Annotated in this window: 14 protein-coding genes; 6 read left to right on the forward strand and 8 right to left on the reverse strand. The window is 70.7% G+C overall.

Translation table 11 applies throughout. The features are described from left to right. Positions 1-31: 31 nt before the first annotated feature. Both BEK98_RS15545 and BEK98_RS15550 read right to left on the reverse strand, forming a co-directional pair. Complete coding sequence (locus BEK98_RS15545) at positions 32-1,591, reverse strand: M4 family metallopeptidase (RefSeq protein ID WP_208643129.1); 1,560 nt, start codon at positions 1,589-1,591, stop codon at positions 32-34. 344 nt (positions 1,592-1,935) lie between these two features. Beyond that, positions 1,936-2,877 carry a bifunctional GNAT family N-acetyltransferase/NUDIX hydrolase gene (locus tag BEK98_RS15550; protein ID WP_094217107.1) on the reverse strand — a complete coding sequence of 314 codons (942 nt, stop codon included), beginning with the start codon at positions 2,875-2,877 and terminating at the stop codon, positions 1,936-1,938. Positions 2,878-2,974: 97 nt separating this feature from the next. On the opposite strand from BEK98_RS15550, the gene BEK98_RS15555 reads away from it, so the two are divergent. Next, positions 2,975-3,406, forward strand: coding sequence for a hypothetical protein (locus BEK98_RS15555; RefSeq protein ID WP_094217108.1), 432 nt, complete (start codon positions 2,975-2,977; stop codon positions 3,404-3,406). Between the two features lie 70 nt (positions 3,407-3,476). Here the strand turns inward: BEK98_RS15555 and BEK98_RS15560 are convergent, their stop codons facing one another. After that, positions 3,477-4,052 (reverse strand): TerD family protein, encoded by a 576-nt coding sequence (locus tag BEK98_RS15560; RefSeq protein WP_094217109.1) that lies wholly within the window; start codon positions 4,050-4,052, stop codon positions 3,477-3,479. Positions 4,053-4,203: 151 nt separating this feature from the next. Between BEK98_RS15560 and arfB the strand changes: the two genes are divergently transcribed. Beyond that, the gene (gene arfB / locus BEK98_RS15565) at positions 4,204-4,641 is read left to right on the forward strand and encodes an alternative ribosome rescue aminoacyl-tRNA hydrolase ArfB (protein WP_094217110.1); all 438 of its coding nucleotides are present in this window, start codon (positions 4,204-4,206) and stop codon (positions 4,639-4,641) included. Between the two features lie 41 nt (positions 4,642-4,682). On the opposite strand, the gene BEK98_RS15570 is transcribed toward arfB, so the two are convergent. Both BEK98_RS15570 and BEK98_RS15575 read right to left on the reverse strand, forming a co-directional pair. Further along, positions 4,683-5,192 (reverse strand): GNAT family N-acetyltransferase, encoded by a 510-nt coding sequence (locus BEK98_RS15570; RefSeq protein ID WP_094217111.1) that lies wholly within the window; start codon positions 5,190-5,192, stop codon positions 4,683-4,685. Between the two features lie 56 nt (positions 5,193-5,248). Further along, positions 5,249-5,821 carry a flavin reductase family protein gene (locus BEK98_RS15575; protein WP_094217112.1) on the reverse strand — a complete coding sequence of 191 codons (573 nt, stop codon included), beginning with the start codon at positions 5,819-5,821 and terminating at the stop codon, positions 5,249-5,251. 294 nt (positions 5,822-6,115) lie between these two features. On the opposite strand from BEK98_RS15575, the gene cdgB reads away from it, so the two are divergent. After that, positions 6,116-7,771, forward strand: coding sequence for a diguanylate cyclase CdgB (gene cdgB / locus BEK98_RS15580; RefSeq protein WP_094217113.1), 1,656 nt, complete (start codon positions 6,116-6,118; stop codon positions 7,769-7,771). A gap of 117 nt (positions 7,772-7,888) precedes the next feature. Next, on the forward strand, positions 7,889-8,830 hold the full coding sequence (locus BEK98_RS15585) for a carbohydrate-binding protein (protein WP_094217114.1): 942 nt from the start codon (positions 7,889-7,891) through the stop codon (positions 8,828-8,830). On the opposite strand, the gene BEK98_RS15590 is transcribed toward BEK98_RS15585, so the two are convergent. The 3 genes from BEK98_RS15590 to BEK98_RS15600 all read right to left on the reverse strand — a co-directional run bounded on the left by BEK98_RS15590 (position 8,827) and on the right by BEK98_RS15600 (position 12,029). Then, positions 8,827-9,756 carry a 1-phosphofructokinase family hexose kinase gene (locus BEK98_RS15590; RefSeq protein WP_094217115.1) on the reverse strand — a complete coding sequence of 310 codons (930 nt, stop codon included), beginning with the start codon at positions 9,754-9,756 and terminating at the stop codon, positions 8,827-8,829. The two genes, BEK98_RS15585 and BEK98_RS15590, sit on opposite strands and share 4 nt — an antisense overlap. Before the next feature lie 117 nt (positions 9,757-9,873). Continuing rightward, positions 9,874-11,085 (reverse strand): N-acetylglucosamine-6-phosphate deacetylase, encoded by a 1,212-nt coding sequence (nagA, locus tag BEK98_RS15595; RefSeq protein ID WP_244201866.1) that lies wholly within the window; start codon positions 11,083-11,085, stop codon positions 9,874-9,876. Continuing rightward, positions 11,085-12,029 carry an ROK family protein gene (locus BEK98_RS15600; RefSeq protein ID WP_094217410.1) on the reverse strand — a complete coding sequence of 315 codons (945 nt, stop codon included), beginning with the start codon at positions 12,027-12,029 and terminating at the stop codon, positions 11,085-11,087. The genes nagA and BEK98_RS15600 overlap by 1 nt, the downstream gene beginning before the upstream one ends. A gap of 109 nt (positions 12,030-12,138) precedes the next feature. On the opposite strand from BEK98_RS15600, the gene BEK98_RS15605 reads away from it, so the two are divergent. Both BEK98_RS15605 and BEK98_RS15610 read left to right on the forward strand, forming a co-directional pair. Then, positions 12,139-13,413 carry an extracellular solute-binding protein gene (locus tag BEK98_RS15605; RefSeq protein ID WP_483027326.1) on the forward strand — a complete coding sequence of 425 codons (1,275 nt, stop codon included), beginning with the start codon at positions 12,139-12,141 and terminating at the stop codon, positions 13,411-13,413. 38 nt (positions 13,414-13,451) lie between these two features. Continuing rightward, positions 13,452-13,676, forward strand: coding sequence for a DUF3263 domain-containing protein (locus BEK98_RS15610; RefSeq protein WP_094217118.1), 225 nt, complete (start codon positions 13,452-13,454; stop codon positions 13,674-13,676). Positions 13,677-13,684 lie beyond the last annotated feature (8 nt).

Here is a 13,684-nt window from a genome sequence, read left to right on the forward strand (position 1 = left end):
GCCCGGCCGTCGTACTGCCGTACGCGTGCGGTTACTTGACGTTGACCGCCTTCCAGGCCGCCGCCACCGCGTTGTACTCCGCGCTGCCCGAGCCGTACAGGTCCGCCGCGGCCTGCAGGGTGCCGGTGCGGGCGCCCGCGTAGGTGGTCGTCGAGGTGAAGTACGTGGTCAGGGCCTTGTACCAGATCTGGTCGGCCTTGGCCCGGCCGATGCCGGTGACCGTGGAGCCGTCGTACGTCGGCGAGTTGTAGGAGACCCCGTTGATGGTCTTCGCGCCGCTGCCCTCGCTCAGCAGGTAGAAGAAGTGGTTGGCGACGCCCGACGAGTAGTGCACGTCGAGCCGGCCGACCGTCCTCGACCAGTAGTCGGCGGAGCCGCCGTCCTTGCTGGGCTTGTCCATGTAGCGCAGCGGGGTGCCGTTGCCGTTGATGTCGATCTTCTCGCCGATGAGGTAGTCACCGGGGTCGGAGGAGTTGTTCGCGAAGAACTCCACCGAGGTGCCGAAGATGTCCGAGGTGGCCTCGTTCAGACCGCCGGACTCCTTGCTGTAGTTGAGCTTCGCCGTGGCCGCGGTCAGCCCGTGGCTCATCTCGTGGCCGGCCACGTCGAGGGAGGTCAGCGGGTCGGCGTTGCCGGAGCCGTCGCCGTACGTCATGCAGAAGCAGCTGTCGTCCCAGAAGGCGTTGACGTAGGCGTTGCCGTAGTGGACACGGGAGTAGGCGGCCTTGCCGTCGCCCGCGATGCCGTTGCGGTTGAACGCGGACTTGTAGAAGTCCCAGGTGACGGCGGCGCCGTAGGCGGCGTCGACGGCGGCGGTCTGGCGGTTGGTGACGGTGCCGTCGCCCCAGACGTCGTCGGCGTCGTGGAAGAGGGCGCCGGTGCCGGACGTACCGCCGTTCAGGTCGTACGTCTTGTGGCCGCCGCGGCCGCCGTCGATCAGGTCGTAGCCGCCGGAGGCCGAGGGGGTGGTGCCGAGCGTGACGGTGCCGCTGTACCGGCTGGTGCCCGTACCGGTGTCGATGCCCTGGTAGGAGTAGAGCTTCTTGCCGGTCTGCGCGTCGGTGATGACGTGCAGCTCGCTCGGGGTGCCGTCGTGCTGGAGGCCCTTGACGACGGACTCGTAGGCGAGGACCGGCTTGGCACCGGCCGCCCAGACGACCTTGCGGGAGGTCGAGGCGGTGGCCTTGGCGTCGCTGCCGGCGGCCTTGAGGGCGCTCTTCTTCGCACTCGCGGGGGAGACGGCCGCGGTCGTGGTCGGCACGGATATCCGGGCCTTGGTCGCCTTGCTGACACCCTTGAGCGAACCGTTCTTCGCCGCGTGGGTGACGAGGTCGCCGCCGAGGACGGGGAGACCGGCGTACGTCCGCTCGTAACGGGTGTGGACGGTACCGTCCACGTCCTTCACCACGTCCCGGACGACCAGCTTCTCCTTGGCACCGAGGCCGAGTTCCCGGGCCGCCGCACCGGCGTGCCGCTGGGCCGACTCGATGGCGGCGGCACGGGCCGTGACGCCGAGCGGGAGGGCCGTGGCGCCAGAGGTGTGTGTGGGGGCGGCGGTCGCGGCGCCGTTCTGCAGCGCGAGGACGACCATCGCGGCCGAGCCGACCAGGGCGGCGGCGCGCACGGCGGTCTTGCGGGAGGTGCGGGGAGCGTGGGGCTGCTGTCTCACTCGATCTCCTTCAGGCTGGTCTCCGTGGGGTTGGAGACACAGACGGGACACAGGGGATGCACAGAGTTGCGGCGGCGAGGAGAGAGTGACACCGAGAACGGCCTGTTTGACAGGGTGCCGACAAGACTTTACGTGTTCGTATCCGAAAGACGTGCTGCGAAATCCGCTATCCGGACGCGGCGAGTGCGGTCAACTCCCTTTGATTCAAGCGAACTTGATGCCCCGGGCGTCACGTACCGGCCGGCGCCGTCCACTCCACAGCCCGCTCAGCCTTCCCACTCGTCCAGCAGTCGGGCGAGGTCCGGCGGCCACACCGGCTCCGCCTCCTCGGCCAGCTCCTGCCTGCTCCACCAGCGCCAGGTGAGGATGCCGTCGGCGGCGTGCGCGGCGGCGAGGGCGGGACCGGTCGGTTCGCGGTGGGGGCCGTGGGTGACGTAGATGTGCTCGTGCTGGCGGACGGGGATGTCGAAGCGGGTGAAGTCGTGTTCCCAGGTGCACAGGAGAGGCCCGGGCTTCAGGTCGGTCCAGCCCGTCTCCTCGGCCAGTTCCCGTAGGGCGCCCTCGCGTGGGCCCTCGCCGGGGTCCAGGCCGCCGCCGGGCAGGGCCCAGTGGACGCCGACCTCGACGTTGTCGTACCGGAAGAGGAGGACGGAGCCCTCCGGGTCGATGACGGCGACTCGGGCTGCCTGCCGGGGGGTTCGCAGCACCTTGCGCAGCACGGCGCAGGGGCGGCCGAGGTCGCGGTCGGGGCGGTGGTCGACGACCTCGTAGCCGAGGGCGGTCCAGAAGGCCAGGCCCTTGGGGTTGTTGTCGAGGACGGCGAGCCGTACGGCGTGCCGCCCGGCGGCACGGAAGCGCTCCTCGACCAGCGTGGCGACCCGCCGGCCGTACCCCTTGCCCTGCTCGGCCGCGTCGACCATCAGCAGCCCGATCCACGGGTCCGGGTCGGCCGGGTCGGGGTGGTGGGCCAGCGTGATCACGATCGCGACCGGTCGCCCTTCGGCCCGGGCCAGCAGCACCTCGGCGTCCGGGTGGGCCAGGTCGTCGGCCAGCGCGACCGCCACCTGCTCGGGGCGGATGTCGTCCGGGTCGGGGAACTCGCCGCTGAGGGCGTGGAACTCGTGGTGGGAGGCGTACAGCGCCGTCAGCTCGGTGAGCAGCTCGGCGGGGAGGGAGCCGTCGGTCGACGAGAGCCGTTCGAGGAGCATGACGGGACCCTATCCACTGACCGGGTCCTTCTGGGGGCGCCGGGGTGCTGGATAGTTTTCCGCAGGAGCCACACCATGTCCGGGGAGACGGAAGACGATGACCACCCAGCCACCGCCGTACGGCAACCAGCCCCCCTACGGCCAACAGCCACCGCCACCGCTTCCGCCGGCCACCGCTCAACCGGGCTTCGGCCCCCCGCCACCCCAGTACGCCTACGCCCCGACCCCACCCCAGCCGCAGGTCAGTGGCCCGGAGTTCATGGCGGTCGACCGCCACAACTCGATCGTGGTCGACACCCAGGGCGTGGCCTTCGAGGACCACGGCATGTCCGTCGACTTCCCCTGGCAGGAGATCCGCAGCGTCCACTACAAGGCGACTCCGTCCGGCAAGGCCCTGATGGTGGCGGTGGTGCTCCCGGACGGCCGGTTCTACGAGTGCGTGGTCGAGGCGAAGCCGAGGGCGCGGCTGGGGGAGTGGTTCGCCCAACTGGCCGCCGTGCTGGGCTATTACCGGCCGGCGGGCTGGTAGAGCCGCTTCACGGCCCCGTATGCCGGGACCCCCGGCCGAAGCCAGGGGTCCCCGCACAGCGCAGCGTCCGTCAGACGTTCACACCGAAGTCCTGGGCGATGCCCACCAGGCCCGAGGCGTAGCCCTGGCCCACCGCGCGGAACTTCCACTCCGCGCCGTTGCGGTACAGCTCGCCGAAGACCATCGCGGTCTCGGTGGCCGCGTCCTCGGAGAGGTCGTAGCGGGCGATCTCGGCGCCGCCGGCCTGGTTGATGATGCGGATGTAGGCGTTGCGGACCTGGCCGAAGTTCTGGCCGCGGTTCTCGGCGTCGTAGATGGAGACCGGGAAGACGATCTTGTCGATGTCGGCCGGGAGGGCGGCCAGGTTGACGTTGATCGCCTCGTCGTCGCCCGCGCCCTCGCCCGTGCGGTTGTCGCCCGTGTGGACGATCGAGTTGTCCGGGGTCTGCTTGTTGTTGAAGAAGACGAAGTGGCCGTCCGAGTAGACCTTGCCCTGCCCGTTGACCGCGATGGCGGAGGCGTCCAGGTCGAAGTCCGTGCCGGTGGTGGTGCGGACGTCCCAGCCGAGGCCCACGGTGACGGCGGTCAGGCCCGGAGCCTCCTTGGTGAGCGAGACGTTGCCACCCTTGGACAGGCTTACAGCCATGATTGGGAGTCCCTTCCCTTTTAGGTTTCTGTGCCGACGAAGCTACCGTCACCGGGGAGAACGTCGAGGGGGGTCCCGATGGTTCCGGATCCCTTTACCTTTTTTACCCATAAGGAAAACCGGGTGACGTGAGGCGGGCCGGACCGGGAACATGGGATGCATGTCCGGGCCTTACTTCATCCGTGGCTCGGTCTCGCTACCCGAGGCCGAGCTGACGTGGCGTTTCTCCAGATCCTCCGGGCCCGGTGGCCAGCATGTGAACACCAGCGACTCGCAGGTGGAGCTGCGCTTCGACCTCGCGGCCACCGAGGCGCTTCCCGAGGTGTGGAAGGAACGGGCGCTGCAGCGGCTGGCAGGGCGCCTGGTCGACGGGGTCGTGGTCGTACGGTCCTCCGAGCACCGCTCCCAGTGGCGCAACCGCGAGACCGCCGCCGTACGCCTCGCCGCCCTCCTCGCCGAGGCCACCGCACCCCCGCCCAAGCCCCGCAGACCGACCCGCATCCCCCGCGGCATCAACGAGCGCCGACTGCGCGAGAAGAAGCAGCGCTCGGACACGAAGCGGGGCCGCTCGGGCCGGGACTGGGGCTAGCCGGGACCGGCTGTCATGAGCCGACCCGCAGAAGACACCCCCTAGGGCAGGTCGAGCACGCCGACCGTCTGGTCTCCGCTCGTCTCGCCGTTCTTGCGGAAGCCGAGGCGGAGGTAGAACTCCTCGGGGCCGTCCGGGCCGGGATGCCAGGTGACGTACATCTCCTGGGCACCCCGGCGGCGGAGTTCCGCGGCGACGGAGTCGACGGCGAAGCGGCCGTACCCCTTGCCCTGCTCCTCGGCGGCGATGTTCAGCCGCCACAGGCCGGAGCGGATCGCGCTGCCGTCTTCGTGCCAGTCGATGTCGAGGAAGGCCATCAGGAAGCCGACCGGGCGGTCGCCGTCCACGATCAGCCGGGGCCAGGCGAGACCGGCGCGGTGGACGTACGCCTCGGCGAGGGAGTGGGCCACCGGCTCGACCGCGTGTTCCTGGTCGGGGCGGATGCGAATGGCGAGAGCGGCTTCGAGATTCCGGGGCGTTATCTCTTCCAGACGAACAGTCGGACGAACAGTCGGATGCGCAGTCGGATGAGCAGTCGGATCGGCAGTCATCCGCGCACATTAAGCAGATCGAAGACGGCACGGCTATGGAATTCCGGGGCGCCCGTTCACCCCAACTGCCGGTACCGGCCGCGGAAATACATCAGTGGCCCGCCCTCCGCGCTCGGCACCCGCGCGGTCAGCACCCGGCCGATGACGAGCGTGTGGTCCCCGGCCGTCACCCGCTGCTCGGTGCGGCACTCCAGGGTGGCCAGCGCGCCGCCCACCAGCGGGGCGCCGGAGGCCTCCCCGCGGACGTAGGGCAGGTCCTCGAAGAGCAGGCGGTCGCTGATACGGCCCTTCATGGCGAAGCGGCCGGCGACGTGGCGCTGGCTCTCGGTGAGCACCGAGACCGCCCACAGCGGCTGCTCGTCGAGCAGGTCGTCCATGCGGGCGCCCGTGCGCAGGCTGACCAGCACCAGCGGCGGGTCCAGCGAGACGGACATGAAGGCCGTGGCAGTCATGCCGACGTCCTCGCCGCCCGGCGCGGTCGGGTCGTCCGGGTCCAGCGGCGGCTCCTGCGCGGTCACCAGGACCACGCCCGCGGCCAGCCGGGACATCGCGGCCCGGAACTCGTCGTTGCTCACCCCCTCAGCATGCCCGGAAGCGGCTGTGGCGGTGGGTGAGGGAGTGTTCAGCACGCCGGTGACGCTAATCTCCGCACCGTGCGCGGCGCATCGGGCCTGCGCCCTAGCCGGGTCCTAGGACCAGGGAAGGACACATCACAAAGCCTGCGTCCAGGAAACACACAAGGAGAACGCAGAAACTCCACTCAATTGTTCACGTTCTTCTGTGACTTGAGTCACAAGGCCCGTTAATTGTTGACCCTGTGTACCGAGTGAGCAGCGCGCTGTGATTCAGTGGCGGAAGCTGGTAAGGGCGATACGCCGATGAGAACCCTTGATTCGCTGCGAGGTCTCGGGGGGAGGGCGAGCATGGAGACCGAGTCGGAGCCGTATGTCCGTCTTGCGTCCCTGCGACAGCTGCACCAGGTTATGGCCGACATGAACACGGCACGCAGCCTGGCGGACACACTGCAGACCGTCTCCGACGGCGTCGTGGGCGCCCTCGGGTACGAGATGGCCTGCGTCAACCTCGTGCGCCCCGACGGCGACCTCGTCGTCGCCGCCTTCTCCGGCAACTCCGCCGCCGAGGCCCTGATCACCGGCCGGGTCGGCTCTCGCGACTCCTGGCTGCGCCGGCTGAGCATGGGTGAGCAGTGGGGCGACCTGGTGTTCATACCGCACACCGAGGGCTGGGTGCTGGACGACGACGACGTCCCGCAGTGGTACACCGACGGGCCCGCGCCCCGCTTCGAGGACGAGTGGCACCCCTCCGACCGGCTCTTCGCGCCCATGTACACACCCGGCGTGCAGGGCGGCTCCTCCGGTGAGCTGCTCGGTGTCATATCCGTCGACCGGCCGCGCAACGGCCGCCACCCCGGCGCCTGGGGCCGCGAGGCCCTGCAGATGTACGCCTTCCAGGCCGCCATCGCGATCAGCAACGCGCGTCTACGTGCGAACATGCAGCGCGCCCTGGTCCGCCTGGAGCGCGACCAGCAGGCGCTGCGCGCCAGCGAGGAATCCTTCCGGCAGGCGTTCGAGTACGCCCCCTCCGGCATGGCGATCGCCGAGATGGGCGGCGACCAGCACGGCCGGATCCTGCGCACCAACGACGCGCTGTGCCGTCTGCTGGGCCGCCCCGCCTCCGCGATGCGCCGCTACTCCTTCTCCGACCTCGTCCACCCCGAGGACATCGGCACCCTGCTCCGGACCTCCGCCGAGGGAGGCCGCGCGGAACTCCGCCTCGGCCGCCGCGACGGCACGTACGTGTGGGTGTCCCTGCGCAACTCGGTCGTCGCGGACGCCGCCGACGGCCCCCGCTTCCTGCTCACCCACGTCGAGGACATCGAGGAGCGCAAGCGCCGCGAGCTGCAGCTCGCCCACCGCGCCTCCCACGACTCCCTCACCGGCCTGCCGAACTCCGCCGAGCTGCGCTCCCGCCTGTCGGGCCGCCTCTGCCAGCGGCAGGCCCACGCCGGCGCGCTGGAGTCCCTGGACGCGGCCTACGGCCACCCCGCCTACGACAGCCCCGTCGGCCACGGCTTCGACTTCGCACCGGGTGCGGAGGCGTACGAGGGGTACGACCACCACGTCCACATCGCGGCCCCCGAGGAGGGCCACGACGACGGCACCAAGGGCCTCGCGGTGCTCTTCTGCGACCTGGACGGCTTCAAGTCGATCAACGACCGGTTCGGCCACAACGCGGGCGACGCGGTCCTGATCGAGGTCGCCCGACGGCTGTCCCGGGGCGTGCGCGACGGGGACACGGTGGCCCGGCTCGGCGGCGACGAGTTCGTGATCCTCGCCGACGGCCTCGGCAAGGCCGACGCCCAGGACCTCGCCGTACGTCTGCGCAACGAGATCATCCAGCCGATCCGCGCCGAGGGCCGGGCCGTCCGGGTGGGCGCCAGCTTCGGCATCGGCTGGGCACACTGCGGCATGACTGCGGACGAAGTGTTGAAGTCAGCCGACGAGCGGATGTACGTAGAGAAACGATCTCGTCCCAAACAGCACCGACGCGCCGGATGATCCGCAGGTCAGTGAGTTGATGCGGTCTGGGTCACCCGTTTGGGCCAGCTGGAGCGGGTAGGCTCGCCATTCCAGACCTGTACCGGATCCACCCGCACCTGCTGAGGAGACCAAGGGATGACGCCCGGCGAAAACAGCCCGAGCACGCCCGAGGACGACGACCCGTTCGGCTATCTGTACGCCGACGGCCAGGCCAGAGGAGCCCAGCCGCCGTCCGGTGGTTACGGCTACCCGAACTCGGTCAGCAGAGTGCGTGCGGTCGGCGAGCGTACCTACGGCGGGCAGCAGGCGCCGCAGTACGGCCAGCAGCCCGGCGTCCCGCCGCAGCAGCAGCAGGGTGCCTACGGCCAGCCGAACGCCCACTACCAGGCCCCCGAGACCCTCGCCGGCGGCGCCCCGACCAGCCGCCAGCCCCTGCAGCCGACCCCCGGCCGCCGCGGCCCGAACACCAAGGGTCTGCTGATCGGCGCCATCGCGGTGGTCGCCGCGGTCGTCATCGGCATCGGCGTCGCGATGCTCAACGGCGGCTCGGACGACAACAAGTCCAGCAGCCAGGTGGGCACCTCCCCGACCCAGTCCCAGAGCAGCAAGCCGAGCCCGTCCAGCAGCAACTCGGCAGCGTCGGGCGACCTGCCGAAGGCGGACGCGAGCGCTCTCCAGCTGGCCGGCGGGGCGACGAAGGCGTCGGACGTCAAGGGTGCGCAGGCGGCGGGTGGTACGTATGTGGGCGGGCTGAACACGGTCGGTTCCTCGGTGACCTGGACGTTCGACAACGTCCCCGAGGACGGCACGTACACGATCTTCGCGCGGTTCAGCAACGCCGGTGAGGATCAGTCGATGACCCTCACCGTCAATGGCAAGCCGTTCGGCGGCAAGTTCAACCTCGGCAACTTCACCCACAAGAACGACCCGGCGGAGGCCTGGACGGAGACTTACGCCTGGCCGACGCTGAACAAGGGCTCGAACACCATCTCGCTCTCCTGCCAGCCCGGCGACAAGTGCGATGTCCTGCTGGACCAGCTCTGGCTGAAGAAGGGCCAGGTCAAGCGGGACAGCTAGGCCGCGCTGACCACCCCGTTCACGGCCACCCGCCCCACCAGCTCCTCATACGCCGCCACGTCGAACTCGCCCGCCGCCGGGGCCCGTACGGTCGCCGCTGACAGCGCGACCGCGCGGGCCAGGCGGTCCGGCCACGGCAGGCGCTCCACCAACCCCGACAGCAGGCCCGCGACCGCCGAGTCGCCCGCGCCGGTCGGGTTGCCGTGGATGCGAGCGGGTGGGGTGGCGTGCCAGCGGCCCTCGGGGGTTGCTGCGAGCAGGCCCTCCGGCCCGAGGGAGGCGACCACCGCGTGGGCGCCACGGCGGCGGGCGTCCTGGGTGGCGCGCAACGGCTCGTGGGAGCCGGTGAGTTCGGCCAGTTCATCCGAGTTGGGCTTGATGATGTCGGGGCGGGCTGCCACCCCCCGGCGCAGGGGCTCGCCGCTGGTGTCCAGGAGCACGGGGACGCCGAACGCGCGGGCCGTGCGTATCAGGCCCGCGTACGCGCCCACCGGAACCCCCGGCGGCAGGCTGCCGGAGAGGGCCACCGCCGAGGCGGGGGCCAGCAGTTCCTCGTAGCGGTCCAGGAAGAGGCCCCACTCGGTGGGGGAGATCTGTGGGCCCGGCTCGTTCAACTGGGTCGTGTCACCGGAGAGATCGTCCACGACCGCGATCGTGCGGCGGGTGGCACCCGCGATCGGGACGAGCGCGTCCGTCACCCCGGGCGTGGCCGACAGATGCCCGCGCAGCACCTGGCCGGTGGCGCCGCCCGCGAACCCGGTGGCCGTCACCTCATGCCCGAGGGCGGCCAGCACCCGGGCCACGTTCACACCCTTGCCGCCCGGCCGTTCGATGACGTCCGAGACGCGGTGCGAGGCGTGCGGCCGCAGGGACCGTACGCGATAGGTGATGTCGAGAGCGGTGTTCAGTGTGACCGTGAGGATCACCCGGGCCGACCTCCCTCGAAGTACGTGCGCCTCGGTTCCGGGGCCCCGATCATGCCAAAGAGACGGCGGCCGGCCCAGTACGAGGATCGGCCGCCGTCCGGCGAAGAGGGGGACGGATCAGGGCAGTTGGGGTGCTACCACCCATTCGCCCCGGCGCATCACGCCCTTGAGGTCGAAGTTCTGGTCCAGCAGCACCAGGTCGGCGTCCTTGCCGGGCTCCAGGGAGCCGATGCGGTCGGAGAGGCCCAGGAGGCGAGCCGGGTTGGCGGAAAGCGCCGCTACCGCGTCCTCCACCGGCAGCCTGTCGACCGTCACCGCCCGCTTGAAGGCGCGGTCCAGGGTGAGCGTCGACCCCGCGATCGAGCCGCCCTCCACCAGGCGGGCCACACCCTCGCTGACCTCGACCTCCAGCGGGCCGAGCATGTAGCGGCCGTCGCCGATGCCGGCCGCGTCCATCGCGTCGGTGATGAACGCGACCCGGGAGGCGCCCGCGTGATGGAACGCCAGCTCCAGCGCGGCCGGGTGGAGATGGGTGCCGTCGTTGATCAGCTCGACCGTGACCCGCTCGTCCTCCAGCAGCGCGGCGATCGGGCCAGGGGAGCGGTGGCCGAGAGTCGGCATGGCGTTGAAGAGGTGGGTGGCGACCGTGGCCCCCGCGTCGATGGCCTCGACCGTCTGCTCGTACGTGGCGTCCGTGTGCCCGATCGCCGCGATCACTCCGTGCTCCGCGAGCAGCCGTACCGAGTCGATGCCGCCCGGCAGCTCCGTGGCGAGCGTGACCATCGTCGCCTTGCCGCGCCCCGCGTCGATCAGCTTGCGCACCTCGGCCGGCTCCGGGTCACGCAGCAGCTCCTCGGAGTGCGCGCCCTTGCGGCACGGGGAGATGAACGGCCCCTCGAAGTGGATCCCGGCGATGTCGCCCTGCTCGGCCAGCTCGCTGAGCAGCCCGGCCTGCCGCACCAGCAGGTCCATCTCGTCGGTGACGGTGGAGGCGACCAGGGTGGTGGTGCCGTGCAGGCGGTGGGTGTGGATGGCGGTCAGGATGTCCTCGGCCGTACCGGAGAAGGAGGCTCCGCCGCCGCCGTGATTGTGGATGTCGACGAAGCCGGGTACTAGCCAGTGGCCGGATACGTCGATCATCTGGGCGTTGGCTGGGGTGGTGCCGGCGATGCGCTTGCCCTCGATGGCTACCTGGCCGTTTTTCACCGTGCCGGTGGGGAGGACCACGTTTGCGCCGGTGAGTACCTGCCGGCCGGTGGGGGCTGGTCGCGCAGTTCCCCGCGCCCCTCGTGGCGCCTCCGGAGTTGGGCAGTCCCGCTCAGTGGCCATCAGGTGCTTACCTCCGGAGTCGTAGAAGTGGTCGTGAGCAGGTCCCGCGCAAGCAGCCCCGCGCCCAGGCAGCCGGCCGTGTCGCCCAGGGCGGCCGGGACGATGGACGGCAGTTTCTGGAAGGTGACCCGGCGCCGGACGGCGTCCCGCAGTGGCTGGAACAACACTTCCCCCGCCTCGGCCAGGCCGCCACCGATGATCAGCGTGCGCGGGTCCAGCAGGGTGAGCGCGGTGACCAGGCCGTCGGCCAGCGCGTCCACCGCCTCCTGCCAGACCCGGACGGCGTTCGGGTCACCGGACGCGACGGCCTTCGCGCAGTCGGCGGCGTCCGCGTCCGGGTCCCCGCAGGCCGCCGCCCACGCCTCGCTGACGGCGGACGCGGAGGCGTACCGCTCCAGGCAGCCGCGCTGCCCGCAGGGGCAGGGGGTGCCTCCGGGTCGTACGACGACGTGGCCGATCTCGCCGGCGAAGCCGTGCGCGCCCGCCTCCACTCGCCCGTCCACGCCGATGGCGCCGGCGATGCCGGTGCCCAGCGGCACGAACAGGAACCGGTCGGCGCCCTTGCCCGCGCCGATCCGGCCCTCGGCGAGGCCGCCGGTGCGCACGTCGTGGCCGAGTGCCACGGGCACGCCGAGCCGGTCGGCGAGCAGGGCGCGCAGCGGTACGTCCCGCCAGCCGAGGTTGGCCGCGTAGACGGCGATGCCGTGCTCCTCGTCGACGATGCCGGGGACCGCGAGGCCGGCCGCGGCGGCCGGTTCGCCGTAGCGCTCGATGCCGTACGCGCGCAGCTCCGAGGCGAAGTCGAGGATGGTCCCGACCACCGCCTCGGGCCCGCGCTCGCGGCCGGTGGCCCGGCGGGCGCGGTGCAGCAGCGCGCCGTCGTCTCCGACGAGGGCCGCCTTCATCCCGGTACCGCCCACGTCCAGGGCGATGACATGTCTCACGGGGGACAGTGTGGCCCGCGGACCCACAAGAGGTCTAGTCCACTCACGTGGTGTAGACCTTATGTGTCCACATATTGAACGGTCAGACAGCAGGGTTGGGGCTTTGACGGTGCGTCGGCGTACGGCAGGAACGATCGCGGTGGTGTCCGCACTGGGCATGACGGCGGTCCTCGGCGGCTGCGGGAGTACGGGCTCCTCCGACGTGACCCTCAGACTGGTCGCGGCCGACTACGGCGACTCGGCCGCCAACAGCTCGAAGAAGTACTGGGACAACCTTGTCAAGGCGTACGAGTCCCAGCACTCCGGCGTGAAGGTCGAGGTCAGCGTCTACTCCTGGAATGACGTCGACCGCAAGGTCAAGGAGATGGTCGACGCCGGAGACGCACCCGACCTGGCCCAGATCGGCGCCTACGCCGACTACGCGGCCGCGGGCAAGCTCTACCAGGCCTCCGACCTGCTCTCCATCCGCACCCAGGCCGACTTCCTCTCCCAGCTCGCCGACGCGGGCGAGTGGAAGCACGTGCAGTACGGCATCCCGTTCGCCGCCTCCACCCGGGTGCTCTTCTACAACAAGACCCTCTTCGCCAAGGCCGGCATCACCCCGCCCACCACCTGGAGCGAGCTGGCCGCCGACGCGAAGGCGCTCAAGGGCGAGGGGGTGAAGTACCCCTACGCGCTGCCGCTCGGCCCCGAGGAGGCGCAGGCCGAGACCATGCAGTGGCTGCTGAGCGGCGGCAAGGGCTACACCGACGACATCGGCACCTACACCATCGACTCGGCGGAGAACGTCCAGACCTTCACCTGGCTCAAGGACGAGCTGGTCGGTAAGGGCCTGACCGGTCCGGTCGCCCCTGGCAAGCTCAACCGCGCGGACGCCTTCGCCGCCTTCGCCGACGGCCAGGTCGGCATGCTCAACGGGCATCCCACACTGATCCAGCAGGCCGCCAAGAAGGGCGTGCGGTTCGGCATGGTCCCGATGCCGGGCCGCACCGGCGAGGCCAGGGCCGCGATGGGCGTCGCCGACTGGATGATGGGCTTCAAGCAGCACGGGCACGCCGATCAGATAGGCGACTTCCTCGACTTCGTCTACGACCAGAAGAACGTCCTCGCCTTCTCCCGCGCGTACGGACTCCTCCCGGTCACCGGTTCCGCGTCCAACACGATGACCGAGTCGGACTCGGCCCCGGACCAGGCCCTGCACCCCTTCCTCGACCAGCTCCCGACGTCCGAGCTGTATCCCGTCGGCAAGACCTCCTGGGCGGCGGTCAGCGCGGCCGTGAAGAAGCAGATCGGCCAGGCGGTCACCCCCGCCGGCAGCCCCGCCGGCGTCCTGACCGGCCTCCAGGCGACGGCGACCGAGGCCGACAGCGACGACGTGAACTGAGCCGCCGCCTGTCAGTGCCCGGCGTTACGGTGGCCCCCATGGAACTGGGCACCCGCGAAAAAGCCGTCCTCGCGCTGGAGCGCCGGGGCTTCCCCGGCCCCGGCGCGAAGGAACGGGCGATACGCGAGGAACTGGGCCTGGCACCGGTGCGCTACTACCAGCTCCTCAACGCCCTGCTGGACGACGAGAGGGCACTGGCACTGGATCCGGTGACGGTGAACCGGTTGCGGCGCGTACGGGAGGCACGACGCTCCGAGCGCTGAGCTTTCTC

It is taken from the genome of Streptomyces diastatochromogenes (assembly GCF_002242805.1).
GTDB lineage: Bacteria > Actinomycetota > Actinomycetes > Streptomycetales > Streptomycetaceae > Streptomyces > Streptomyces diastatochromogenes.